The sequence below is a fragment of the Propionimicrobium lymphophilum DSM 4903 genome (genome assembly GCF_000423485.1).
GTDB classification, from domain to species: domain Bacteria; phylum Actinomycetota; class Actinomycetes; order Propionibacteriales; family Propionibacteriaceae; genus Propionimicrobium; species Propionimicrobium lymphophilum.
Genome location: NZ_KE384026.1, coordinates 66,839 through 90,175 on the forward strand (window position 1 = coordinate 66,839; position 23,337 = coordinate 90,175).

The 23,337-nt window shown below is 56.3% G+C and carries 23 protein-coding genes and 1 pseudogene; 9 read left to right on the top strand and 15 right to left on the bottom strand.

The genetic code is table 11. The annotated features are described in order from the left end of the window. Positions 1-33: 33 nt before the first annotated feature. Positions 34-1,356 (bottom strand): threonine/serine exporter family protein, encoded by a 1,323-nt coding sequence (locus G556_RS0107820; protein WP_028822372.1) that lies wholly within the window; start codon positions 1,354-1,356, stop codon positions 34-36. 108 nt (positions 1,357-1,464) lie between these two features. Between G556_RS0107820 and G556_RS0107825 the strand changes: the two genes are divergently transcribed. Beyond that, the gene (locus tag G556_RS0107825; RefSeq protein ID WP_028822373.1) at positions 1,465-2,274 is read left to right on the top strand and encodes an ABC transporter ATP-binding protein; all 810 of its coding nucleotides are present in this window, start codon (positions 1,465-1,467) and stop codon (positions 2,272-2,274) included. On the opposite strand, the gene G556_RS0107830 is transcribed toward G556_RS0107825, so the two are convergent. From G556_RS0107830 to def, 3 genes are all read right to left on the bottom strand, one after another. Further along, the gene (locus G556_RS0107830) at positions 2,271-3,248 is read right to left on the bottom strand and encodes a bile acid:sodium symporter family protein (RefSeq protein WP_028822374.1); all 978 of its coding nucleotides are present in this window, start codon (positions 3,246-3,248) and stop codon (positions 2,271-2,273) included. The two genes, G556_RS0107825 and G556_RS0107830, sit on opposite strands and share 4 nt — an antisense overlap. A 31-nt stretch (positions 3,249-3,279) precedes the next feature. Continuing rightward, positions 3,280-4,908, bottom strand: a complete 1,629-nt coding sequence (locus G556_RS0107835; RefSeq protein WP_233418206.1) for an NAD-dependent malic enzyme — start codon at positions 4,906-4,908, stop codon at positions 3,280-3,282. Positions 4,909-5,010: 102 nt separating this feature from the next. After that, a complete protein-coding gene (gene def, locus G556_RS0107840; RefSeq protein WP_016455787.1) occupies positions 5,011-5,589 on the bottom strand; it encodes a peptide deformylase in 579 nt (192 codons plus the stop codon). Between the two features lie 104 nt (positions 5,590-5,693). On the opposite strand from def, the gene G556_RS0107845 reads away from it, so the two are divergent. Continuing rightward, positions 5,694-6,596, top strand: coding sequence for a tyrosine recombinase XerC (locus G556_RS0107845; protein WP_233418207.1), 903 nt, complete (start codon positions 5,694-5,696; stop codon positions 6,594-6,596). 40 nt (positions 6,597-6,636) lie between these two features. Here G556_RS0107845 and G556_RS10675 read toward each other — a convergent pair. Together G556_RS10675 and G556_RS11130 are read right to left on the bottom strand one after the other, a co-directional pair. Beyond that, positions 6,637-6,996 (bottom strand): annotated as a pseudogene (locus tag G556_RS10675) (sugar phosphate isomerase/epimerase family protein); the annotation flags it as partial. 8 nt (positions 6,997-7,004) lie between these two features. Further along, on the bottom strand, positions 7,005-7,928 hold the full coding sequence (locus tag G556_RS11130) for a M23 family metallopeptidase (RefSeq protein WP_051176797.1): 924 nt from the start codon (positions 7,926-7,928) through the stop codon (positions 7,005-7,007). Between the two features lie 256 nt (positions 7,929-8,184). Between G556_RS11130 and rpsB the strand changes: the two genes are divergently transcribed. The 5 genes from rpsB to G556_RS0107885 all read left to right on the top strand — a co-directional run bounded on the left by rpsB (position 8,185) and on the right by G556_RS0107885 (position 12,184). Continuing rightward, positions 8,185-9,030 carry a 30S ribosomal protein S2 gene (rpsB, locus tag G556_RS0107865; protein WP_016455791.1) on the top strand — a complete coding sequence of 282 codons (846 nt, stop codon included), beginning with the start codon at positions 8,185-8,187 and terminating at the stop codon, positions 9,028-9,030. A 23-nt stretch (positions 9,031-9,053) separates the two neighbouring features. Then, positions 9,054-9,863 (top strand): translation elongation factor Ts, encoded by an 810-nt coding sequence (gene tsf, locus G556_RS0107870; RefSeq protein ID WP_028822377.1) that lies wholly within the window; start codon positions 9,054-9,056, stop codon positions 9,861-9,863. Positions 9,864-9,992: 129 nt separating this feature from the next. Next, on the top strand, positions 9,993-10,706 hold the full coding sequence (pyrH, locus tag G556_RS0107875; RefSeq protein ID WP_028822378.1) for a UMP kinase: 714 nt from the start codon (positions 9,993-9,995) through the stop codon (positions 10,704-10,706). A 59-nt stretch (positions 10,707-10,765) separates the two neighbouring features. After that, positions 10,766-11,320, top strand: coding sequence for a ribosome recycling factor (gene frr, locus G556_RS0107880; protein WP_255325100.1), 555 nt, complete (start codon positions 10,766-10,768; stop codon positions 11,318-11,320). 111 nt (positions 11,321-11,431) lie between these two features. Then, positions 11,432-12,184 carry a phosphatidate cytidylyltransferase gene (locus G556_RS0107885; RefSeq protein ID WP_231376311.1) on the top strand — a complete coding sequence of 251 codons (753 nt, stop codon included), beginning with the start codon at positions 11,432-11,434 and terminating at the stop codon, positions 12,182-12,184. Here G556_RS0107885 and G556_RS0107890 read toward each other — a convergent pair. Further along, the gene (locus tag G556_RS0107890) at positions 12,181-13,533 is read right to left on the bottom strand and encodes a PFL family protein (protein ID WP_028822379.1); all 1,353 of its coding nucleotides are present in this window, start codon (positions 13,531-13,533) and stop codon (positions 12,181-12,183) included. The genes G556_RS0107885 and G556_RS0107890 overlap by 4 nt on opposite strands. 3 nt (positions 13,534-13,536) lie before the next feature. Further along, complete coding sequence (locus G556_RS0107895; protein ID WP_016455797.1) at positions 13,537-13,821, bottom strand: ACT domain-containing protein; 285 nt, start codon at positions 13,819-13,821, stop codon at positions 13,537-13,539. 74 nt (positions 13,822-13,895) lie between these two features. Here G556_RS0107895 and rlmN point away from each other — a divergent pair, with 74 nt between their 5' ends. After that, complete coding sequence (rlmN, locus tag G556_RS0107900; protein ID WP_028822381.1) at positions 13,896-15,005, top strand: dual-specificity RNA methyltransferase RlmN; 1,110 nt, start codon at positions 13,896-13,898, stop codon at positions 15,003-15,005. Here the strand turns inward: rlmN and G556_RS0107905 are convergent. From G556_RS0107905 to cbiB, 7 genes are read right to left on the bottom strand one after another with little or no spacing between them, the layout of a single operon-like run. After that, entirely contained in the window at positions 14,978-15,796 is an 819-nt protein-coding gene (locus G556_RS0107905) for an adenosylcobinamide-GDP ribazoletransferase (protein WP_028822382.1), read from the bottom strand. The genes rlmN and G556_RS0107905 overlap by 28 nt on opposite strands. Beyond that, a complete protein-coding gene (gene cobU, locus G556_RS0107910; RefSeq protein WP_028822383.1) occupies positions 15,793-16,323 on the bottom strand; it encodes a bifunctional adenosylcobinamide kinase/adenosylcobinamide-phosphate guanylyltransferase in 531 nt (176 codons plus the stop codon). The genes G556_RS0107905 and cobU overlap by 4 nt, the downstream gene beginning before the upstream one ends. After that, positions 16,323-17,393, bottom strand: a complete 1,071-nt coding sequence (cobT, locus tag G556_RS0107915) for a nicotinate-nucleotide--dimethylbenzimidazole phosphoribosyltransferase (RefSeq protein ID WP_028822384.1) — start codon at positions 17,391-17,393, stop codon at positions 16,323-16,325. Before cobT ends, cobU begins: the two co-directional genes overlap by 1 nt. Then, on the bottom strand, positions 17,386-19,794 hold the full coding sequence (locus tag G556_RS0107920) for a bifunctional hydrogenobyrinic acid a,c-diamide synthase/histidinol phosphate aminotransferase CobBC (protein WP_028822385.1): 2,409 nt from the start codon (positions 19,792-19,794) through the stop codon (positions 17,386-17,388). Before G556_RS0107920 ends, cobT begins: the two co-directional genes overlap by 8 nt. Next, the gene (cobO, locus tag G556_RS0107925) at positions 19,788-20,363 is read right to left on the bottom strand and encodes a cob(I)yrinic acid a,c-diamide adenosyltransferase (RefSeq protein ID WP_024110592.1); all 576 of its coding nucleotides are present in this window, start codon (positions 20,361-20,363) and stop codon (positions 19,788-19,790) included. Before cobO ends, G556_RS0107920 begins: the two co-directional genes overlap by 7 nt. Then, the gene (locus G556_RS0107930) at positions 20,360-21,799 is read right to left on the bottom strand and encodes a cobyric acid synthase (RefSeq protein WP_036916288.1); all 1,440 of its coding nucleotides are present in this window, start codon (positions 21,797-21,799) and stop codon (positions 20,360-20,362) included. The genes cobO and G556_RS0107930 overlap by 4 nt, the downstream gene beginning before the upstream one ends. After that, positions 21,792-22,763, bottom strand: a complete 972-nt coding sequence (gene cbiB / locus G556_RS0107935; protein WP_051176832.1) for an adenosylcobinamide-phosphate synthase CbiB — start codon at positions 22,761-22,763, stop codon at positions 21,792-21,794. The genes G556_RS0107930 and cbiB overlap by 8 nt, the downstream gene beginning before the upstream one ends. A gap of 30 nt (positions 22,764-22,793) precedes the next feature. On the opposite strand from cbiB, the gene G556_RS0107940 reads away from it, so the two are divergent. Next, a complete protein-coding gene (locus tag G556_RS0107940) occupies positions 22,794-23,276 on the top strand; it encodes a histidine phosphatase family protein (protein ID WP_233418208.1) in 483 nt (160 codons plus the stop codon). The last annotated feature ends 61 nt before the right edge of the window (positions 23,277-23,337 follow it).

Below are 23,337 nucleotides of genomic sequence, written 5' to 3' on the forward strand. Positions count from 1 at the left end.
CTAGGCGCAAAGCCTCCAGCAGATTTAGCTCGGTCAAGACTCCTCGATTTTAGTGAATGTAGCTGTGGGCTCAGTGTGCGAGAAATCGATTGGATGCGCAAACGCCCAATTCCTGTCGGTGACCATCCTGGCTACGATCAGGCCTGCCGCAACGGAAGTGATCCAAAGGGTTGCCGTCGTCAAGTTCGATAGCGCTTGCGTCATGTCTCCTTGGTTGAGCCAGTAGACGAAGCGGTAAATGGCGACTCCGGGAACAGTCGTCAAAGAGGCAGGAACCGTAAGGGTTATCCTCGGCAGCGTCCTGTCGAAACGGTTTATCACGGTGATTAATAGACCGATCAACAGACCGCCGATGAAACATGCCAGGGGAGCTGGGGTGAGCTCGTAATGCGTGAGAATGAGCCTTGTAGTGTTGCCGAAGCAGCCGGCCAACGCGGCCCAGAAGATCATCTTCAGGTTTGAGTTGAACAAGATCCCGAATCCTGCCGTGCTGGCAAGCGTGGCGATGGCTGCGAATAAATACCAATTGGTAGGGACCGCATCGGGCTGTGACGGCAAAGGAGCCTGCCCGATGATCCATGACGCCAAACCGACTGGGGTTGCGGCAGCGAAGATGATTAAAAACGCATAAGTAAGCCTTGAAAGGCCGGCTTGGATATCGAATCTACTTAGATCTAGTAGAGCCGAAAATAGTGGGAAACCGGGAATCAGGAACAGCACGGAGACGACGTGTCCGGTAGCGAATGTAGCGCTCGGAAGATGCCCGATCGCGCTTGCCACTAGCGAGACCAGCGTATAGGTGAGGAACGCCGTAGCTGCCGCCAACCCAACCGTTCCCAACTGGTTAAAATGCTTCTTGGTCATGAGCACCCGAACCAGCTGACCGATCGCTGCTGCTACGGCGACAATCCAAATCTGAGCGGGAGAGACCTGGTTCAACACTGCGAAACCACAGCACGCTACGCCCGCGGCAAGCGCCTGAACCCAGACCGGCCAGCGCGGCGCCATCCTGAACTCTATTTCGTCGAGTTGATCGTTCAGATCTTCGAGCCTAAGCGGAGCAGCAGAGTGGCGAGTCAAATGCTCTAGGGCGGCGATCCTGGAAGAATTCACGCTCGGGTTTGCCTGGTTGGCAACCACCGTCCTAAACGTTTTACCTCTACGCAGCGTGCATGTGATCGAATTGATTGATACGTCTGCGTTTACCCCATCGAAATTCATCGCTCTAGCGACGCGCTTCATGCCGCGTAAGACTCGATAGCCACCGGTGCCTGCGCCCATCATCAGCATTCCAACGCGTAGCACCGCAAGCGCCTCACGACCCATCCGCGTGCGGTTGATTTCCTGCTGAGTCATCTAGTCACTTCCAAAAAGCTCGCTCGGGTGAGGGACTCGCACGGAAAAGTTCATGCAGATACGCACGCACTCGAGCGACGGGTTGCTAAGTTAGCTAGATTTTACAATATGTCAGTGGTTGCAGAATTATCCTCGGTCAGCGTTAGGCGCGGTAACTCCTTACTCCTCGACGACGTGAATCTAGTCGTAGAAGAAGGTCAGCGCTGGTTGATCGTCGGGCCTAACGGGGCCGGTAAAACAACCATGCTGCAAATTTTGGCTGCCCAGATGCATCCAACTAGCGGAGTAGTTTCGCTGCTTGGCGAATACCTGGGGGCGGTAGACGTATTCGAATTGCGTCCGAGAATCGGAGTTACTTCCGCTGCGCTTTCACATCGCATTCCGAACAAGGAGAAGGTGCGTAACGTCGTCGTTTCGTCCGCCTACGGCATCATCGGACGGTGGCGCGAGGCTTACGACGAGATGGATTACGACCGGGCGAATCAGCTCATGTCCGCTCTCATGATCGAGGATTTGGCGGATCGAACCTACGGAACGCTTAGCGAGGGCGAACGAAAGCGTGTCGAGATTGCTAGGGCCTTGATGTCTGATCCTGAGCTTCTGCTGCTCGACGAGCCTGGCGCTGGTCTAGACCTAGCGGGTAGGGAGATTCTGGTTGCAACTCTTTCCGATCTGTTCGCAAACCCATACGCGCCTGCCACCGTGTTGGTCACTCACCACTTGGAAGAGGTTCCTGAGGGTATCACGCACGCCATGCTTTTGGACAAGGGCAAAATCGTGGCTTCCGGGCCGATCGAGCAAGTACTGACCGACGAGTTGATGAGCAAGGCGTATCACATGCCACTCAGGGTCTTCTATGATGACGGCCGCTGGAGTGCCCGTGCGGTGCGGGCGGCCAGAGCAGATTGGAGCGTTTAGCCCCTGCGTCCGGGTTCTTGGTGCCACCCTTCGTCCTTAGCGGAGTAGTGGCTTGAGAGCGCGCCGCACGCTATCAGCTGCACCTGGTGGAAAACCATCAGCGGCAGTACGATTAGGCCTACACCACCCGAGAAAAGGACGCTAGCCATAGGGACTCCCGTGGCTAGCGATTTCTTTGTGCCACAGAATTGAATCGCTATCTGATCGGCGCGGTTAAACCCGAGAATTCGAGCTCCTTCCCAAGTTATCCAGAGCATGAAGGCCAGTACGACCACGCTGAAAATGCAGATGATTATCAGGTCATAGATGTTGGTTCTTCCCCAAATACCCTCATGGTGGCTTTGTGAGAAGGCCTTGTAGACAACAACCAAGATCGACGCCTGATCGAAGTATTTGAGCTTTGGATGTCTCGCTACGAAGTCTGCGGTCCACCGCCTAGAGAATTGTCCGAGCAGGAAAGGTAACAAGATCTGAGCCGCGATGTCCAAAATGGATGACGCCTGCAGCTTTAGCCCTGTGGTGCTCATTAGTAACAGCGCAAGAACAGGTGTGATGAAGACCCCGAGCAAGTTAGATGCTGACGCGCTAACGATTGCCCCGGCGACGTTGCCCCTAGCGATAGAAGTGAAGTTAATCGACGATTGCACGGTTGATGGCAACAGACACACCCAAAGCAGCCCGCGGTAGGTTTCGGTGCTGATCAGACCCGGCGTAAAAAAACCGATCAAAATGCCGATGATAGGGAACACCACATACGTGTAGCTGAGAATAGTGGCGTGCAATCGCCAGTGCTTTAGACCAGCAATCGTCTCTTCCGGCTTTAACCGAACGCCATAGAGAAAGAACAGGATGGCGATCATGATCTTCGCCAACCAATCAACTGCCCCCATGGCTGGTAGGGGAGCAGGAAGAAAAGTGCCCAAGAGGGCGAAGGCGATGATGCCGGTTAAAAACCAATCGATCTTTTCAAGCACCAGGCAAGCTTAAATCATCGTTGTTACTTGGCTAAAGGGAATTGACCACTTCAACCTTCGGGTAGATCGGCTTCCAAGTGTTCTTGTAAACCGCCTCTATAGGGCTCGGCACCTCTTTTCGAGCCAACCATTCTGCTTTGGCAGCTTCTACGACGGCTATTGCGACCTGCGCCGAAATGGATCTCAGATGGTTGATTGGCGGCAGTAGGGAGGCGCCCAGGCGGCGATCGGTCACGGCGTTGGCAACCGCAGAAGAGGCTGCAGCGATCATGTTGTCCGAGACCTTTTCTGCCTTGCAGACGATCACGCCCAGCCCAATCCCTGGAAATACCAGCGCATTGTTTGCTTGGGCGATGTGGAAAGTCGTGCTCTTGTACTCAACAGGATCAAAAGGTGAGCCCGTAGCGATCAGCGCGCGCCCGTCAGTCCAATTGATCAAGTTTTCTGGGGTCGCCTCGGCTTTAGTTGTTGGATTGGAAAGCGGCATGATTATGGGTCGCTCGACCTTTTCGGCCATCTTCTTGACGATCTTTTCAGTAAAGGCGCCTGCCTGAGCAGAGGTGCCGATGAGAATCGTCGGCTGCGTGTTTTCCACGACTTCGGCGAGAGTTATCTTCCGTGGATTTTCCACGTCCCAGCCGGAAACTTCCTCGCGGCTCCTGGCGAACGGCGCCTGGAAATCTCTTAAGACGCCGTCCTCAACCAGTAGACCGCGGCTGGACAGACCCCAGAATTTGCTCCGCGCTTCCTTCTCGCTAATGCCTTCGGTCATCATCACATTAACTAGCTGGTTAGCGATGCCGATGCCCGCGCTACCAGCACCGTTTATGACGATTTGCTGCTCGCAGATCTTCGTCCCCGAGGACCTAATTGCAGACAAGATCGCTGCCACCACAACTGATGCGGTGCCTTGGATATCGTCGTTGAAAGAGCAGATCTCGTCGCGGTAGCGGTTCAAAATTCGGGTTGCGTTTCCAGCTGCGAAATCTTCCCAATGCAGCATCGCGTTGGGGAATAGCTTCTTTACCGCCTTGACAAACTTGTTTATGAATTCGTCATATTCCTCGCCCCGGACTCGCGGATGCTGCACGCCCAGGTAGGCAGGGTCGCTAAGTAGGTCCAGGTTGTCGGTGCCGGTGTCCAGCACGACCGGTAGCACGTGGTGCGGGTGGACGCCGGCAGCAGCGACGTAAACCGACAGCTTTCCGATCGTGATCGCGACGCCTCCGACACCCTGATCGCCGATCCCTAAGATGCCCTCGGAATCGGTGACGACGATCAACTCGATATCTTCTGCCGGAGTGCGGTCTTGCAGCAGCGAAGACTCGATGAGCTCTGGGTTGTCAATGTCGAGATAAATGCCCCTCGGACGGTGGAACCAGTGGGAGTATTCCTGGATCGCCTCGCCAATCGTCGGGGTATAGATAATCGGCATCATTTCCTCGATGTGGTCGGTAAGGAGCCTGTAAAACAGAAACTCGTTGCGATCCCTCATCGAGTTCAGATAGGTGTACTTAGCCAAGTTTGTTGGCTCGGACTGGTACTGCTTGTAAACCCGGCGGATCTGTTCCTCCATGGACATGACGCCGCCAGGTAGCAGGCCGGTGATGCCGAGCGCAGCGCGTTCTTCATGTGTAAAAGCGGTACCCTGATTAATCATAGGGTCGCTCAAAACGTCCCGACCGCGAAGCGCGATTTTCACCGTGTCGCGTTGTGGGCCTGGCAAAAAAGAAACTCCCTGCGCATGCCCACAAGCTTAGGCTTATCCCTTGGGGGTTATCGGCCAATCCGCCGGATATAGGTGGTCAGTTTCCGCTTGTTTCTTATCCAGCTGGCGACGAGCGCGGGTGGAGAGGCGATCTCCGAAAACCATTCCGTTCAGGTGGTCTGTCTCGTGCTGAACGCAGCGTGCGAGCAAACCGGTGGCCTCGATACGAACCGGATCACCGTTTTCGTCCTGTCCCTCGCAAATCGCGCGGTCTGTACGAGCCAGCGTCTGGTAGGCGCCGGGCCAGCTTAAGCAGCCCTCTTCAGTGGCATCGAGTTGGCGCTCTTTTCCTTCAGGCAGTGTGATCTTCGGGTTGCAGACGACGCCGGAATGCATTTTTCCGGTTTCGTCGGGGCAATTGAAAACGAAGATGGCGAGTGACTCGTCAACCTGCGGGCCCGCCAGTCCGACACCATCCGCAGCCTCCATGGTCGCAAACATGTCTGCGGCAAGCTGGCGCAGATCTTCGTCAAAATCAGTGACGGGTTTTGTCTGTTGGTGCATCACCGGCTCGGTCCAGCGGGTAACCCTCCTGATTTTGCCCTTCTGTGCCCATTCACTAGGTGATGCCATCGAACGCTCCGAAAAAATAGATGAATTTATTACCTGTTACTAGCAAAACTACTCTATCCGTGTTTCAAAGATTAACTATGCCGCCTCTGGCCTAGATTGAGTACATGTCCATGGAAAAACTCAAGCAGCAATTCGCCAGCGACCAGCGGATTCGGCTCGGTCGCTCGGTGCGCACTGTTGATGCTTACTCGAGTGATATCCAGGACCTCATAGATTTTGTGTCTGGGCGGCATTCCGATTTTTCTCAGATAAGTATTGCTGATTTGCGTGCTTGGTTAGCCGCGATGAAGTCTGCAGGAGCTCAGCCTTCGACTCTGGCTAGAAGAATCGGTGCGGTAAGGACTTTCTTCCGCTGGCTACGTGAAAATGGGCACATCGAATCTGATCCAGCAAGCAAGCTGCAGACTCCAAAAGTGCCAAAACGCCTACCAAATACCCTCACTCAAGACCAAATGCGAACCGTGCTCGACGCTGCAATCGACGCGATGATGACGGAAGACACACCTCAAAACAGGCGCGATGAGGCAATTCTTGAATTGCTTTATGCCAGCGGAATTAGGGTTAGTGAGTTGTGCGGGTTGGACATCGACGATCTGAATACTTCTCGGGGCACTGTGACCGTAATCGGAAAAGGAAACAAGCAGCGCACCGTTCCGATCGGCGCCCCCGCTCAACGAGCGATCCAGAATTGGCTTCAGTCTCGGCAGCAATTAGTCACCGATAAATCTGGTTATGCGCTTTTTCTGGGGCTACGCGGCGGACGAATAGATCCTCGAGTCGTTCGCAGGGTTGTGCACAATTCTCTCGATGCCCTACCGCAGGCACCTGACGTTGGCCCGCACGGTTTTCGCCACGCAATGGCGACGCACTTGCTTGAAGGCGGAGCGGACCTTCGTAGCGTGCAAGAGATGCTCGGACACTCCTCGCTGGCGACAACCCAGATTTACACACATATTACAAACGAGCGCTTGGTATCCGCATTCAAACAAGCGCACCCCAGGGCATGAAAATGGTCCCGACACAGTCGGGGCAAAAATCAAAATTGAGTTAGTTCTTTGCCAAAGCCATAAGCGCCTCGAGGGAAGCCTTTGCGTTGTTAATCGAGCCTTCGCCAGGAGCCGGCTCGCCATCGATCATGATGTCCTGCACCAGCACGTAATAGCCGTCAAAGTTCGCCTCGGTGAGGGCAGCGACGATTGCCTTGAAGTCCATGTCGCCCTGACCGATCGGTGCGAACATGCCCGCCTTTACGCCCTCGGGACAAGTGATCTCTCCGGGAAGAAGCTTGTCGGTCATGTCCTTGCGGATGTCCTTTGCGTGAACGATGTCGACACGGTTGGCGTAACGTTTGGCTAAAGTGACGACGTCTGCACCGGCGCAAGCCATGTGGCCGGTGTCGAGACAAATATTCTTAATTATTCCCTGGCAATTTGGCGAGGATTTATGAATTTTCCGTCACGGACCACGCTGAAATGAAGATGACATCCGGTTGAATATCCGGTAGTGCCAACAAAACCCACCACGTCACCTGACTTAATGCGTTGGCCCGCGGCGACGTTGAATCCTTGTAGGTGGGAATATGAGGTCTCGTTTCCGGGGCTCTCGGCTAGTACTACGCGGTTTCCATAGCCGGCTGTCATTTGCGCGAAGGTAACCACTCCGTCAGACCAAGCTTTGATCGGTGTTCCGCACGGAGCGCCAATATCGGTGCCATCGTGTATTTCGCTATTTCCCGTTATTGGATTTGTTCTGGGGCCGAATTCGCACGTGACCACGCCCGGAACAGGCCAGGGGCCCGAGGCGTCACCAGTCATCAAGCCTAGAGGCACTTTTTTTGGATGAGCTTTCATCGGCAGTAGCCGCACTCGGCCACCGTCTGTCCCGCCCAGCCAGTCTTGGGGATTTAGGTATTTGTCTTTGTCGAGAACGCCGAAGTGTAGGCAAGCCTCGCCCGGGCAACCTTGGTGCCCCTCAAGCAGTGATCCGATTTTGGCGCCAACTGACACTTGTTGTCCGGGCTCGACTGACGGGGAAACCGGTTGATACGTGGAGCGCAAGCCATCGGAATGCGTAATCGTAACCATTGTTACGCCCCCAACCTGGCCAGCCCATGTAACTCTTCCGGCCGATGCTGCAAACACCTGCTCGCCTTTTGAACCCGCAAAGTCAATTCCCCTATGACCCGCCGCCCAATTCTGTTCGGGTAAATCGAAAGCCCTGGTTATGGGCCCGGTCAGGGGAGGGACGCGGCTTGGGGAAGCAGTGGCGACGGACAGGCACTGGAGAAACAGGAAGATAGAGCTTACCGCGGCCAAAAGTAGGCAGTTAAACTTGTTCACGAAATCATTTATTGTCTTAAAACTTCAGAATGTTCATTCGGACAACATCTATCTAGAAATCGGGCGTTGCACTGGTTTGGAATCCTCGCCTGACAATCCATACAATTGACGTGCGGTAGTTCGTCTATCGACAACGCGCACGCCAATCGGTGCTAATCCGGGCGGTGCCCAAGGTTCTCGATTATTCGAGTGGGCATGGTCGGCGTGCCAGGCGGCTGCGGAAAGTCCGTGGCCTTCAAAACCGAGAGGAAAACCCATGGCAGTGGTAACCGCGCGCCAGCTACTAGAAAACGGTGTGCACTTCGGCCACCAGACCCGTCGTTGGAACCCGAAGATGAAGCGTTTCATCTTCAACGAGCGCAACGGCATCTACATCATTGATCTTCGCCAGTCGCTGAAGTACATCGACAAGGCATACAACTTCGTTAAGGAAACCGTTGCTCGCGGCGGCCAGATCCTTTTCGTCGGCACCAAGAAGCAGGCCCAGGAGGCCATCGCAGAACAGGCAACCCGAGTCGGAATGCCTTACGTCAACCAGCGTTGGCTCGGCGGTATGCTCACCAACTTCCAGACCATCAACAAACGAATTGCTCGCATGAAGGAACTGGAGGGTATGGACCTCGAGACCGTTAAGCCCGGTGGCTTCACCAAGAAGGAGCTCCTTGGCTTCTCCCGCGAGCTCGAGAAGCTGCAGAAGTCCCTCGGCGGTATCCGCGATCTCAGCAGGCTGCCGCAGGCTGTTTGGATCGTCGACACTAAGAAGGAGCACCTGGCGGTTGACGAGGCTCACAAGCTTCGCATTCCGGTAGTCGGCATCCTCGACACCAACTGCGATCCTGATGAGGTCGATTACCCGATTCCGGGCAACGACGACGCCATCCGTTCCGTCGCTCTGCTGACCCGCGTTATTGCTGACGCTGCCGCCGACGGTCTTGTCGAGCGTTCCAAGCAGAACACCGACGATCAGGCGTCCGGCGAGCCCATGCCGGATTGGGAACGCGAGTTGCTGAACTCCGACGAGAATGCAAAGCCGGCTGAAGAAAAGCCCGCAGATGAGGCCAAAGAAGAGACCAAAGCCGAGGCCCCGGCAGCCGATAAGTAATTCGGTTTCGAAAGGAAAAACCAATGGCAATTAGTGTTGCTGATATTAAGAAGCTGCGCGACATGACCGGCGCCGGCATGATGGACGCCAAGAAGGCTCTCACTGAGGCCGATGGCGACATCGAGGCAGCCGTTGAGGTTCTTCGCGTTCGCGGCGCTGCTAAGGCTGCAAAGCGCACCGACCGTAGCGCGGACAACGGCCTCGTTGCTAACGAGGGTAACTGCCTGATCCAATTTGGTTCCGAGACCGACTTCGTCGCTAAGAGCAACGACTTCGTTTCGCTAGGCGACCAGATCGTCAAGGCTGCCGAGTCCGTTAAGGCTAACTCTCCGGAAGAGGTCCTGGAGCTTGACCTGGGTGGCGAGACCATTCAGACTCGCATCGAGGATCTGCGCAACCGCATCGGTGAGAAGATCGAGCTGGCTAAGGTAGCCACCTTCGAGGACCCGACCCACGTCTACCTGCACCGTCGCGACCCGAACCTGCCTCCGCAGGTCGGTGTCATGGTTCAGTACGAGGGGAACGATGTCGACTTCGTTCACCAGGTAGCCATGCAGATCGCTTCCATGCGTCCTGATTACCTCTCCCGCGAAGATATCCCGGCTGAGGTCATCGAGCGCGAAGAGCGCATCGCCACTGAAACCGCTCAGGAAGAGGGCAAGCCCGAAAAGATCATCCCTAGGATCGTCGAAGGCCGTGTCAACGCTTTCGTTAAGGACTTCACCCTGCTGGAGCAGGCCTCGCTTCTTGACGACAAGAAGACTGTTGGCCAGTTGGCTAAGGAGAACGGCGTTACCATCAAGAAGTTCGTTCGCTTCTCCGTTGGTGGCTAATTAAATCCTTATCAACCGGGGCGGTTCCATTTGGAGCCGCCCCGGTCTGTTATGCCCACAACTAGGACTCTTAACCTACTAACGGCTAAAGTTAACCAAGAAGCTTTTAATCGAAGACTTGGAGGAACCGTGCCGCAACCCTACAAGCGGGTATTACTGAAACTGTCAGGCGAAGCGTTTGGTGGTGGCCAACTCGGGGTTGACCCCCAAGTGGTATCCAGGGTGGCTGAGGAGATCGCCAGCATCGTCGAAAACGGAACGCAGGTTTCCGTCGTCGTTGGCGGCGGCAACTACTTCCGCGGCGCGGAACTTACTAAGGGCGGAATGGACCGCGACCGTGCAGACTACATGGGCATGCTCGGCACCGTGATGAACGCTCTGGCGCTGCAAGACTTCTGCGAGAAAACAGGTGTTCCGACCAGGGTGCAGACCGCAATCACAATGGGTCAAGTCGCAGAGTCATACATTCCGCGCAGGGCGGAGCGTCACATGGAGAAGGGTCGCGTTGTCATCTTTGGCGCAGGCTCTGGTATGCCATATTTCTCCACGGACACCGTAGCCGCACAGCGCGCGCTCGAGATCGGTGCAGAGGTTCTCCTGATGGGCAAGAACGGCGTAGACGGGGTCTACGATTCCGATCCTCGTGTAAACCGGGATGCAAAGCGTTACGAGACTCTCAGCTACGACGAATTCCTGGCAAAGAACCTGAAGATAGCGGATGCCACGGCGATCAGCCTTGCCCGCGACAACAATCTGGACATGGTCTTCTTCCAGCTCGATCAGCCGGGCAATATCGCCCGTGTGGTTAACCGCGAAGACATCGGCACTCTGGTTCGCCCATAAATATTTTCGCTAGCCACCGGTAGGCTTGCATTAACGACAAGTAAGAGGTTTAGAAAATGATTGATGAAACTATCAAAGACGTCCGAAAGAAGATGGCGTCTGCAATTGAGTTCGCTAAGACTGATTTCTCCAAGGTACGCACTGGTCGCGCGACTCCGGCGATGTTCAATCAGTTGACCGCTGAATACTATGGAACTCCGACTCCGCTACAGCAATTGGCCACTTTCAAGTCTCCAGAGCCACGCGTCATGATGATCACCCCGTTCGATCGCGGTTGCATCAACGAGATCGAGAAGGCAGTGCGCAACTCCGACTTAGGCGTTAACCCGGCTGTGGACGGTAATGCCGTTCGCGTCGTGTTCCCCGAGCTAACCGAAGATCGCCGCAAGGAATACATCAAGATCGTCCGCGACAAGGCAGAAGATGCCAAGGTAGTTATCCGCAACCATCGTCGCTCTGCTATGGACGTAATAAAGAAGGCCGAGAAGGACGGCGACATCGGCGAGGACGACGCTCGTCGTGGTGAGAAGCAGATCGAGGACGAGACCAAGAAGTTCACCAACCAGGTTGACGAATTGCTGAAGGCCAAAGAGGCCGAACTGATGGAAGTCTAAGGTTTGAATTCGCCCAAAACGCCGCAATCCAGGCGCAAGAAAAGTGCTGGCCGCAATCTTCCGGCAGCAATTGCCGTAGCGTCTGGTTTGCTGGTCTGGATATTTTCCGGTTTGCTTTGGCAACCCTGGATTTTCGTGTCTTTCTGGGCCACGGCTTTATTCGCTGGGTCCTGGGAAGTCCTTCGAGCTTTGGACAAGCTCGAGATGCATGGAGAGCGGCTCCCGATTTTGATTGGTGTTCCGCTTTCCGTTGCAGCCGGTTACGGCTTTAGCGTGTGGCAAAACAGCAGCAACGGATTGGTTGCTGTTTTCGCCATCCTGCTTTTCACATCTCTCTTCGCGCTTTTCGGCCATCTTAGGAGGGGCGCTGAGAATTTCGTTAAAGATGCCTCTGCGTCTTTTTTCACGATCGGCTACTTGGGCATTCTTGGTGCCCCTGCTGGCTTGTTGCTCGCACAACCCGATGGTGGGTTGAGGCTGGTATTTCTATTCGCTTGCGTTCCGTGCAGCGACACCGGAGCTTACTTGTTCGGTTCGCTTTTCGGTAAGCGGAAGCTGGCGCCCAAGATTAGCCCAGGAAAGACCTGGGAGGGCTTGTTCGGTGGGTTGTTGAGCTCGGCAGCTATCGGTGCGGTATTGGCCGAGCTGCTGATTGATTCGCAGTGGTACGTGGGCGTAGCAATCGGCCTGGTGCTCGGGCTTACCGCCACCTTGGGCGATCTGGTCGAGTCGATGGTTAAGCGAAATACCGGCCTTAAGGACATGAGCAATCTGTTGCCTGGGCACGGGGGAGCGATGGACAGGTTGGATTCTCTGCTCGCTTCCGCGCCCGTGCTCTGGCTGCTGATGTACCTGTTGGTTTAGTTTTTGAATGCGTGAATCGGGGCGGGGATTCGTCCTCCGCGTCCGATCATCTTCTCGCAAGATGCAGAACTAACCTTCATGATCGGCGCGTGCCCAAGTAGTCCGCCGAATTCGACCTCGTCGCCAACCTTCATGCCCGGCACAGGGATGACGCGCACGGCTGTGGTCTTGTTGTTCATGATGCCGATCGCTGCCTCGTCTGCGATGATGCCCGAAATGCTCGCTGCCGAGGTGCCGCCGGGGATGGCGATCATGTCAAGGCCTACGGAGCAAATGGCTGTCATTGCTTCCAGCTTCTCGATGGTCAGCACGCCCTCGTTGACGGCGTCGATCATTCCGGCGTCCTCGCTAACAGGGATGAAGGACCCGGAAAGCCCACCGACGTGGCTGCATGCCATCATTCCGCCCTTCTTGACCGCGTCGTTTAGCAGTGCAAGGGCTGCGGTGGTCCCCGGACCGCCGACGCGTTCCAGGCCGATTTCTTCTAGAATCTCCGCGACGGAGTCGCCTACAGCAGGTGTTGGCGCAAGAGAAAGATCGACGATGCCGAAGTCGACGCCGAGCCTTTCAGCCGCCAAAGTGCCAACCAGCTGGCCCATCCTGGTGACCTTAAACGATGCCTTCTTGATGGTTTCTGCAAGGCCGCCCATAGTTGCGTCGGGGGCAGCGTCCACTGCGCTCTTGATGACGCCCGGGCCGGAAACGCCCACGCTAATTACACAGTCGGCCTCTTCGACGCCGTGGAATGCTCCCGCCATAAACGGGTTGTCGGACACCGCATTTGCGAACACCACGAGTTTGGCTGCGCCAAAGCCGTTTTCGGTGGCGGCGGCCACGTCCTTAATGATGCGCCCCATGCGGCCCACAGTGTCCATGTTGATGCCCGCGCGCGAAGAGCCAATCGCAACGCTGCCACAAACGAGATCGGTTTCGTTGAGGGCCTGCGGCAACGAGTTGATCAGCGCTAGATCGGAGCCAGTAGCTCCCTTTTCCGTTAGCGCAGAGAAGCCGCCGATGAAGTTGACTCCGCAGGCTTTCGCTGCACGGTCGAGGGCCTTAGCAAACGGTGTCAGGTCGTTGGCCCTGCTCGCAGCAGCGACGATGGCAATGGGCGTCACAGAGATGCGTTTGTTGATGATCGGGATACCGAGTTCCGCCTCGATTTTCTCGCAGGTCTCAAGAAGCTTCTCGGCCCTGCTGGTGATCTTGTCATAGATGCGATCACATGCGGAATCTACGTCCGCCGCGGCGCAATCCAGCAGCGAAATGCCCATGGTGACCGTTCGAATATCTAGCCGATATTCGTCGATCATCCGTACTGTTTCAAGAACGTTTTCGAATGTCGCCATGGCTTACAGCTCGTGCATCGCTTTGAAGATGGCCTCGGACTGCGCCCGAACCAGAAGTTTCTCTGCCTTGGCGGCCTCGTCTAGGCCGGCCTGCAGCTTCTCGATGGACATCTCAGCCGGGTCGAAGTGGCATTCCAGCATCATCGTGAAGAAGCCGTCCATCAGGGTCTGAGAGATGTTGACGATATTCACGTTCAGTTTTGCGAGGGCGTTGGCGATAGCCGCAACGATTCCGACGTGGTCGATGCCGGTGACCGTTACGACTGCAGTCATGTCTTGGGTGTTCACATGGTTAATCCTAGTCTGACCACGCGAGGCAATGCATTTTGTGTTTGCCAGCGGCAAGTTGAAACAATTGATTCATGAAGAAAGCCCCGCTGCACTGGATGGATCTGGACATCGACGAGCGTAAGAACGCCGTCGTCGAGCTGGGGCTTCCTAAATTTCGTGCCGCGCAAATATCCAATAACTGGTTTGGCAGGCTGAACAGTGATCCAGATTCCTGGACCGATCTGCCCAAGGAGATGCGCGCAAAAGTCTCGGATAAGTTTTTCCCGAACCTCATGGAGCCGGTTAGCACCCAAAGCGCCGATGGCGGTCAAACTGTAAAGGTCGCTTGGCGTGGTCTTGACGGGTCGATCGTTGAATCCGTTTTGATGGCTTACCCAAATAGGGTAACCCTTTGCATCAGCAGTGAGGCAGGTTGCGGCATGGGCTGCCCGTTCTGCGCCACCGGCCAGGGCGGTCTGCAGCGCAATCTTTCGACCGCTGAAATCTTGCAGCAGTTGATGGTCGCCAACCAGCAGCTCGAAGAAGGTTTAATTCCCGGCCATAACCGCGTCAGCAACATCGTGTTCATGGGGATGGGCGAACCGATGGCCAACTACAAGGCGGTCATGGGGGCCATCCACGCGATGACCACACCGAAACCGGACGGTTTTGGGATGAGCGCGCGCGGCATAACCGTTTCTACCGTCGGCCTAGTGCCCAAAATGCTCCAACTCGCCGAGGAGGGAATGCAGTTCAATCTGGCGCTTTCGCTGCACGCACCAGATGACGAGCTGCGCGATGAACTGATCCCGATCAACAAGCGTTACGGCGTCGATGCCACGCTAAATGCTGCGTGGAATTTCGCAAAGGTGACGGGCAGGCGGGTCTCCATCGAATACGCGATGATGCGCGATATCAACGATCAGGCGTGGCGCGCAGATATGTTGGCGAAGAAACTACACGCCAGGGGAGACTGGGGGTGGTTCCACGTGAACCTTATTCCGCTGAACCCGACTCCTGGCAGCAAGTGGACCGCCAGCCGAAAGTCTGACGAAAAGGCCTTCATCGAGCATTTGGAGCGATCGGGAGTGCCGACGACGATGCGCGAAACCCGAGGCCGAGAGATCGACGGTGCCTGTGGGCAGCTAGCTGCTGCTGTCCGCGAGGGCAAGGTTCAGCCCAGCACGCAGGCAAGCAAATAGCACATCTGGGTTATCTCGATTAGCGATCCGAAGGTGTCTCCGGTGGAGCCGCCGAAACGCTTGACCAAGTGCTTCTGCCACAAGGTGCCGATCGCGACCGCTATTAGTGCGGCTATGACCCAGTGAACGATTTCGTAAGCGCTGAAGCCGCTAACAAATCCGCTAGCAGTGGCAACTACTAGCACCATTGCAATCAGGCTGATGACTATCGTGACAGGTTTGGTCACCGCTGCGAATAGCGCCCCGAATCCGCCTGGTCTGGCTGTTTCCGCACCAACTCGCGTCGCGATCAGAACGGCCATCCTTGCCACCATCGGAGCCGTGACTAGAAGCGCAATTTGCTGCCAGAAATCGTGTGCCCACAGCTCGCCGTTAGCGTTCGTATTGGCGAAGGAGCTGAGCGCGAACGTGTCAATAGCCAGAACTAGAACAATCGCGCACACACCCATCGGGCCGATGTCGGATTGCTTCATGATTCGCAGTGCCTCTTCGGCTGGCTTTCGGGAGCCGAGCCCGTCAGCGGTGTCTGCTAAACCGTCCAGGTGAAGAAAGCCGGTAGAAACCGTCAGGACGGCAAGGCCGCAGATTGCACCGAGAAGCGGGCCGCCGCCCAAAATCATTACTAGTCCACAAGAGAAGGCGCCAAGGGCGCCCAACAACATACCGACCCAGGGCAGCCAGACGATCGTCCTCGCGCTCCTTGATCTGTCCACTATGCCGACGTCTGGGGCCGGCAGCGTGGTAAACATCGCAAGAGCAGTTATGAATGGGTTCGTTACTGTTGTCTTCACTTCTGTCCCTTAATGGTCAGTGGCTGTCCTGCTACGCATAGAACCACCTTGTCGCAAACCTCAGCAACTTTCGCATTGAGCCTGCCGAGTTCGTCACGGTAGGCCCTGGAACCTGCATCGGGTGGAACAAGCGACCAGCCGACCTCGTTTGTGACGAGGACGACGTCTCTGGAGGTCTTCTCGAGAGAGGAGATCACTTTGTCAACCGAAGGCTGAATTAGTCCGGCATCTAGGCTCTCCCAAAAGCCGTGTTCGTCCATGACCCTGCTTAGCCAAACGCCTAGGCAGTCGATCATCAGAGGCGCAGAAGAATCCTTAGAGATCTCACTTGCAATTTTTAATGTCTCGATGGTCTTCCAGGTCTGTGGCCTTCGCTCTCGATGCAGCTTTATCCGGTGCTGCCATTCGGCGTCGGCAGGGTCGTTGTAAGAGGTGGCCAGGTAATCGACGTTTTCCAGGTCGATCAACTGGTTTTCCGCGTAAGCGGATTTACCCGACCTGCTGCCTCCCGTGACGAGCAGCCTCATTAGTTTTCCTTCTCTCCGCTAACGCCAGATTCTTCGCCAAAGATTGCCATTTCGTTCATTATCTTCGCGGCAGCAGTGACGAGCGGCAGTGCTGCCGCTGCTCCGGATCCTTCACCGAGGCTTAGATCGAGTTTGAGGAGCGCGCGAAGACCCAGGTTATCCAAAGCAGCCCTAATGCCAGGCTCTTCACCGTCGTGACCTGCGATCATGTAGCCCAAAACTTCCGGGCAGATAGCCGCGGCGACGAGCGCTGCGGAGCAGGCGATCACGCCGTCAACGATGATCGGCACTTTGGCGGCAGCAGCGCCGAGCATTAGACCTGCCATGGCCGCGTGTTCGAATCCGCCGATTGCCGCAAGTGCCTCGAGCGGCTTCTTTTTGGTTGCGCCATTAACGGCAATGGCGGTGGCGATTACGGATTTCTTGCGCTCAAGCATCTCGTCGTCCGCCCCTGAGCCTCTGCCGGTTACCTCGGCGATTCCAGCCCCGGTGAAAACGCGGATCAGGGCTGCCGCCGGTGTTGTGTTTGCGATTCCCAACTCGCCCGCGATGAGGCATTTTTTGCCGGCGTCAACCGCGTCTTTAGCGGCTTTGATGCCGATCTCCAGCGCCTGGTAGGCCTCTTTCTCACTCATCGCTGGGCCCTGGGTCATGTCTTTTGTTCCCGGTGCGATTCGGCAGTCGATACAGGTTTCGCTCTCGGGCAGCTTCGTGAGCCCGCCGACGTTGTAAAGCACTACGTCTGCGCCAGCATGCCTGGATAGCACGTTGATTGCGGCGCCTCCGCGAGCGATGTTCGTGCCCATCTGTTCTGTGACTGTCTGGGGCCAGGGAGAAACCTTCTGTGCTTGGATGCCGTGGTCGCCTGCGAAGACGCAGGTTCGCGCAGGCAAAGGCAGCGGCGGCGGGCACTGACCGGAAATTGCCGAAAGCTGTTCACCGACTACCTCGAGATAGCCAAGAGATGTCGGCGGTTTGGTCAGGTTGGCGTGGAATTTAACCGCCCTGGCCCTAACGTCTTCGTCAACGGGAACTATTTGTTTTATCGTCTTGTGGAACAACTCAGTCACTGGTTTCTCCTTTTAGCTCTTTTAGAGCAGCGGCGAGGCTAGCGGAAATTTCTGGGCTTCGAACGGCAATTCGCAGCCAGCCAGGCCCAAGCCCGGGGAAAGACACGCAACTGCGTGCGGCGAATCCGTGCTCGCGTAGAGTCGACGCGGGATCGTCGCCTATCTGTGCAGCATCTACCAGTACAAATGGCGTCGAAGGATTTCCGACGACCTCGAAACCTGCTTTGGAAAGCTGCGAAATTAGGCACTGCCTGTTTCGAGCTAGCTCGACGTTGCTAGTCGAAACGTATTCGAGAGCATCCGGCGTGGTCGTCGCACACATGAGGGTGGCCGCCGGGGTGGAGACTGACCACGATGGCTGAATGTGCTCAAGCGCCGCTATGAGCCTCGGATCACCGACGACGTATCCTGCGCGCACACCCGCAATGCTCCACGTCTTGGTTAACGACCGGGCGACTAAAATGCCAGTCATCTGCGGCCCGATTAACGACTCCGGCTCCCCGGGCACTGCGTCCATGAAGGCCTCGTCGACAAGTAACACTCTGTGGTTGCGGACCAACTTGAGAAGCTGCTCTTTCCCGTGCAGCACTCCGGTAGGGTTCGTCGGGTTGCCGACAGCGACGAAGTCAAACTTTTCGTCTATTTCGATGTCCAACTCGAATGGTTCGGGCAGAACCTTACGGTAAACCTGTTTGCACACCTGGCTGAGCGCATGTTCGGGCTCGGTGAACTGCGGGTGGATAACCAGCGGGTTGCTGGGCCGAAGCGCTTGAGCAATTAGATTAAAAGCCTGTGTGCCTCCGGCGGTCGGTAGAACCATCTGGGGGGACACGCCGTGGTGTTCGGCTATCGCTCGTCTTGCTTCTCTAGCGCTCGGGTATGCGCTCCAGTTATCGATGTCTTGCGCTAGCGCTCGGTGGATCAGCTCAGGGGGTTTAGACGCCCTGACGTTAACAGCAAGATCGACGAGGCTTTTGTCCAGCTCGGCGTCTCCGTGGTGCTTCAGATCGGCGAATCCATCTCCTTGGGTGGAGGAATTGGAGGAGAATTTAACAGCGAAAGAAGAAACGCATTTAGGGCTTGCCGCCCACTGGCTCGCGGCTTGAGCGAAACGCTGGGCGAATTGCGGGTAGGCAGCCCAATGAGTGTGCTGATAAGTGGCGTGTGTGGTCTCTGTGAAGTACCAGTCCTGCTCGTCATCAATTCTGGTTCGGTGGAACTGGTGGAATCTGACTTTCTCTGCGACCCGGTAGATAACTGAGTCTTTCGTAGGCTCAAAGTCGCGATAGCCCATCCGAAGACGGGGAGTCATAGACGCAGTAAAATCTAGGGCCCCGCTCATCGGCAGTCCGTCGATTTCTTTGCACAGGTACAGCAGCCCTGCACACTCTGCAACAGTTGGCAGCCCGGCCCGGACCGCCTTGCCAATCTGAGCCGTCAGGCTTCTGTTATCGGCTAACCTGCCCGCGTAAACCTCAGGGAAGCCACCGCCCAGGTAGAGGCCGGCGGTGTCCTCTGGCAGCTGGGAGTCTGTAAGCGGGTCGAACCAAGCTATTTCGCAGCCCGCTGCCTCGAGTAGTTCAAATGTTTCCGGGTAGTTGAAGGTGAACGCGCTGCCACCGGCAACAGCGATTTTGGGATTGCCGTCAACAGGCTTGGTGGTCGGATGCCACGCCTGGGCATCTAAATCGGGAGCCTGCGAGGCGAGCCGAATTATCTCGTCGAGATCGACGTTTTCCGCGACTATTCGTCCTGCGGTATCGACCATCTCTTGAGCGCTGTCCCTCTCGGCAGCAGGAATCAACCCGAGATGTCTAGATGGCGCAGACACCTGCTGATTAGTAGGAATAGCACCGAGCAAGGGCAAGCCCGTCTGCTCCAAAGCCTTTGCCAATTCATCCGCGATCTTAGGGCTGGAGATTCGGTTTGCGATGACTCCCACCACATTAATTTTGGGGCTATAGGTGGCCATGCCTTGGGCAACTGCGGCTGCGGAAATTGAGCTTCCCGAACCATTTACGACAATAACTACGGGCGCTTGCAAGAGGCTCGCGATGTGAGCGCTAGACCCGTATGCACCGTTGCTGCTAACCGTGCCCAGCTTGCCGTCGAAAAGCCCCATGACTCCCTCGATGACGGCTATGTCGGCAGGCTCTGGTTCTTCAAAGCCGTGCTTGAAAAGCGGGCCGATAAGCTCTTCAGAACACAAGTGAGGGTCCAGGTTTCGGCTTTGCCTGCCCGCAGCAAGGGTGTGGTATCCAGGGTCGATGTAGTCGGGCCCGACCTTAAATGGAGCTACTTTGTGGCCTGCCTGCCGAAGCGCGGCCATTAGACCGATAGAGACCGTCGTCTTGCCCTGGCCTGAAGCCGGTGCCGCGACAACTATCCTCGGCATCACCATTCTATTCCTGCCTGTCCACGTTCTCCCTTGTCAAAGGGGTGTTTGATCTTGTCCATTGACGTCACCAAATCCGCTACGTCGATGAGCTTTTTAGGTGCTTTCCTGCCGGTAATGACAACGTTTTGATTGCCTGTCCGCCTGCCCAACGTGTCGATTACCTCGTCGATGTCTAGCCAACCTCGAGACAAAACGTGGTTGAACTCGTCGAGGATATACAGGCGGTTCTTTTCCTCCGCTAAATGTTTTTTCACCAAGTCCCAGCCTTCCTGGGCAAGGCTTTGCTGGTCAGTGTGGTCGTTGCTGCGAAGCCAGGTGAATCCTTCGCCTAGCGTGTACCAAGATATCGAGCCACCGACTCCGTTATCTTCATGAGCTTTGGCGAGCGTCTCGTATGCGAGTTTCTCACCAACTTTCCATTTACCGGACTTCACGAATTGATAGACTCCGACGTTCCAACCTTGCGCCCAAGAGCGCAGCCCCATGCCGAAGGCAGCCGTGGACTTTCCCTTGCCGTCGCCGGTGTGCACGATTAGCCGTGGTTTGTGGCGCTTTTCTCTGGTGCTGCTCACATGGCCTCCAGCATCGCGTCCAGGTCGACGTTTTGCTCGATCGAATCCGCAAGCGCATTGATCATGTCTTCTCTGCGCTGCGAATAGGCTGGGGCTTCGGGGTCTGGACGCCAACGGCTTCCGCTGATCTGCGCGGTTTCAAGCAACAGTCGTCTGCGGAAATCATCGTTTTCCAGGCTGCCATGAAGCATGGTACCGAAGGTGTTTTGAGAACGATAGCCGTCGAGGAACTCCTCTGCGGGAGAATTGTTGGTTATTTTGCCGTGATGGATTTCGTAACCCGAAACCAACATGTCGTGCCACTTGTAGGCGGCCTGCCGAACTGTTTTTTCGGGGCTGAAACGCACGTCAATAGGCAGCAGCCCAAGCCCCTCCGCCTGCTCGATTGAGCCTTCAACTTCATCGTGAATCTCGTGTGCGAGCATTTCGTATCCGCCACAAACGCCTAACACCGGTCTGCCCTCGACATGACGATTTCTGACTACATCGGAAATCCCTCTGGAATTCATCCAGTCAAGATCGGAGGTGGTGGAACGGCTGCCAGGAAGAACAACCAGGTCGGCGTCTACCAGGTCGGATGCTTGCGTGGTCACCTGGACGAAGACTCCCGGCTCTGCGGCCAAAGCATCGACATCGGTTGAATTGGAGATGCGGGGGAATCGAACCACGGCGACTTTCAGCGTGCCCTCGTCGCCGGTCTGGCCTCGCCAGCGAGCCACTTCGAGCGAATCTTCGCCGTCAGTCCAAACGCCGCCGATCCAGGGCAGCACCCCGTAATTTTTCAACCCAGTTCGTTCGCTGATCTCTTTGAGGCCCGGGTCTAGAACAGTCTGATCGCCGCGGAACTTATTAATTATGTATCCGTTAAGCAGTCGCCTGTCCTCTGGGCCCAGCAGGCCCCAAGTGCCGTAGATGGATGCCAGCACACCGCCGCGATCGATGTCTCCGACTAAAACCACCGGCAGATCGAACTGCCTGGCTAACCCCATGTTCACGTAGTCGCCGCTGCGCAGATTAATCTCTGCTGGGGAGCCGGCACCCTCGCATACAATCACCTCGTATTGCGAACTTAGCTTGCGGTACGCCTCGAAAGCGGCCTCTGCCAGATGCTTCCTGCCGGTGGAGTACTCGCCGGATTCTAGCGTGCCATCCGCCATGCCCATGAGCACGATGTGCGAACGACGGTCGCTTCCCGGCTTTAGCAAAACGGGGTTCAAAAGGGCGTTCGGCTGGACTCGAGCGGCCTGAGCCTGCAGGTATTGCGCTCTGCCGATCTCGGCTCCGTCCGGGCAGACCATCGAGTTGTTGGACATGTTCTGTGCCTTGTAAGGTGCAACAGAAACTCCTCGATTGTTCAGAGCCCTACATATTCCTGTGACTACCGCAGATTTACCTGCATCAGAGGAAGTGCCTGCGATCAAAATTCCTTTAGCCACGTCCACCTCGAATAAATAGGGCAGCACCGGCAATTCCGGCAGCAGCCGCTGTTACCACGCCAACTAGCTTCGCTGCCTTCCTAACCGCTCGAGCTGCAGGTTTGCGCCCTTGCGCGTTCAGCGTCCCGCGATCCTCGACGACTCCACCGGGATACACGTTCCTTCCGCCAAGTCTCACGTTGATTGCGCCGGCCCAAGCCGATTCGCACCAGCCGCCATTGGGGGATGGGTGGTTTCGGGAATCTTTGAAAACAACACGGGCAGTTTGTTCGATTTTTCCGCCCACGCTGGGCGCAGAGAGTATGCCTAGCAGGCCGGTTATCCTCGCCGGGATGTAGTTGAGCGCATCGTCAATCTTCGCTGAGACTTTGCCGAAGTGCTCGTAACGGTTGTTGTGGTAGCCGACCATGGCGTCGAGGGTGTTCGCGGCTCGGTGCACTAGCATGCCGGTGTTGCCGAGGACAGCACCCCAAAATATGCTCGCCACAACAGCATCCGAGGCGTTCTCAGCCATCGATTCTATTGTTGCGCGGGCCAGCTCGTGCTCGTCCATGCCTCTGGCATCCCTGCCGCAAAGATTTCCTAGCTGTTGACGTGCCTCAGCTAGCTCACCCCAATCGAGCTTCTCGGCCATCTTGTCGCCTTCAGATTGCAGGCTGCGCGCCCCGGTCACCGCCCAGGTCACGATGGATGTGACGATCGGGCGTAAAGCTGGGAATCTCCTGCCGAAAAGGTCCAGGCCAACGCCGAATGCCGCCACCGGGGCGACGGCAGCGAGCCAATAAGAGGCGCCCGCCAAAGAATTGTCTTTGTACATGTGACGTTCGAGGAATCCCGCCCAGCTGCCGAACCACGCAACCGGGTGTAATTCGTTCGGTGGATCCGCGACGATGGCGTCCAGGGCGATGCCGACTGGGATGCCTGCGGATAGTCTGATCTGGTGAAGAGTTTTCTTGTTCGTCATGGCCAATCAGTTGGAAATGTAGAGGGACGGGTGCTTGGTCAAGATATGACTCCGCCGCTGACCGATCTTGGCGTCCGGCAAGCGGAGAGGGCCGCGAGCGAACTCGTCGCTTCGGGGGCCAAAACTATTTGGTGTAGCGATCAGGTTAGGGCAATCCAAACCGCCGAAATAATCGGTGGGCGTCTTGGCCTCGAACCCGTCAAAAGCCCGCTGCTTCGCGAACAGGATTGGGGAATCCTGGAGGGCAAACTGCCTAGCGAACTTACGGCCGAGCCTGTGCCTGAAGGCAAACATATTAGCGAAGTGGCTTGGGGTGGCGGTGAATCCGTTGCGGACGTCGCGGCCAGGCTTAGCGGCTTCGTGCCGATTCTTTCCGAGAGCGGTGATCCTGCAATTGTCGTAGGCCACGCAGACTGCCTGAAGATACTTCGCACCTTGTTGCTTGGTGGGGGCCACCGAGACGTCGAATGGGTCAAGCTTGGCTACGGGCAGGTTCTTCCAGTTGTGTGGTAGTTCCATGGAGCCTCCCTTACCTCGTCGTCGCAGCTGTCCACTGGCAACCCAGTTTACTCAT

Excerpts from the sequence above, each read along its gene's own strand:
- cobU (WP_028822383.1), bottom strand. The coding sequence starts at position 16,323 with ATGAGGCTGCTCGTCACGGGAGGCAGCAGGTCGGGTAAATCCGCTTAC.
- G556_RS0107825 (WP_028822373.1), top strand. The coding sequence starts at position 1,465 with ATGTCAGTGGTTGCAGAATTATCCTCGGTCAGCGTTAGGCGCGGTAAC.
- rlmN (WP_028822381.1), top strand. The coding sequence starts at position 13,896 with ATGAAGAAAGCCCCGCTGCACTGGATGGATCTGGACATCGACGAGCGT.
- def (WP_016455787.1), bottom strand. The coding sequence starts at position 5,589 with ATGGCATCACCTAGTGAATGGGCACAGAAGGGCAAAATCAGGAGGGTT.
- rpsB (WP_016455791.1), top strand. The coding sequence starts at position 8,185 with ATGGCAGTGGTAACCGCGCGCCAGCTACTAGAAAACGGTGTGCACTTC.
- cbiB (WP_051176832.1), bottom strand. The coding sequence starts at position 22,763 with ATGACGAACAAGAAAACTCTTCACCAGATCAGACTATCCGCAGGCATC.
- G556_RS0107890 (WP_028822379.1), bottom strand. The coding sequence starts at position 13,533 with ATGGCGACATTCGAAAACGTTCTTGAAACAGTACGGATGATCGACGAA.
- G556_RS0107835 (WP_233418206.1), bottom strand. The coding sequence starts at position 4,908 with ATGATTAATCAGGGTACCGCTTTTACACATGAAGAACGCGCTGCGCTC.
- G556_RS0107820 (WP_028822372.1), bottom strand. The coding sequence starts at position 1,356 with ATGACTCAGCAGGAAATCAACCGCACGCGGATGGGTCGTGAGGCGCTT.
- tsf (WP_028822377.1), top strand. The coding sequence starts at position 9,054 with ATGGCAATTAGTGTTGCTGATATTAAGAAGCTGCGCGACATGACCGGC.
- G556_RS0107920 (WP_028822385.1), bottom strand. The coding sequence starts at position 19,794 with ATGGTGATGCCGAGGATAGTTGTCGCGGCACCGGCTTCAGGCCAGGGC.
- G556_RS0107845 (WP_233418207.1), top strand. The coding sequence starts at position 5,694 with ATGTCCATGGAAAAACTCAAGCAGCAATTCGCCAGCGACCAGCGGATT.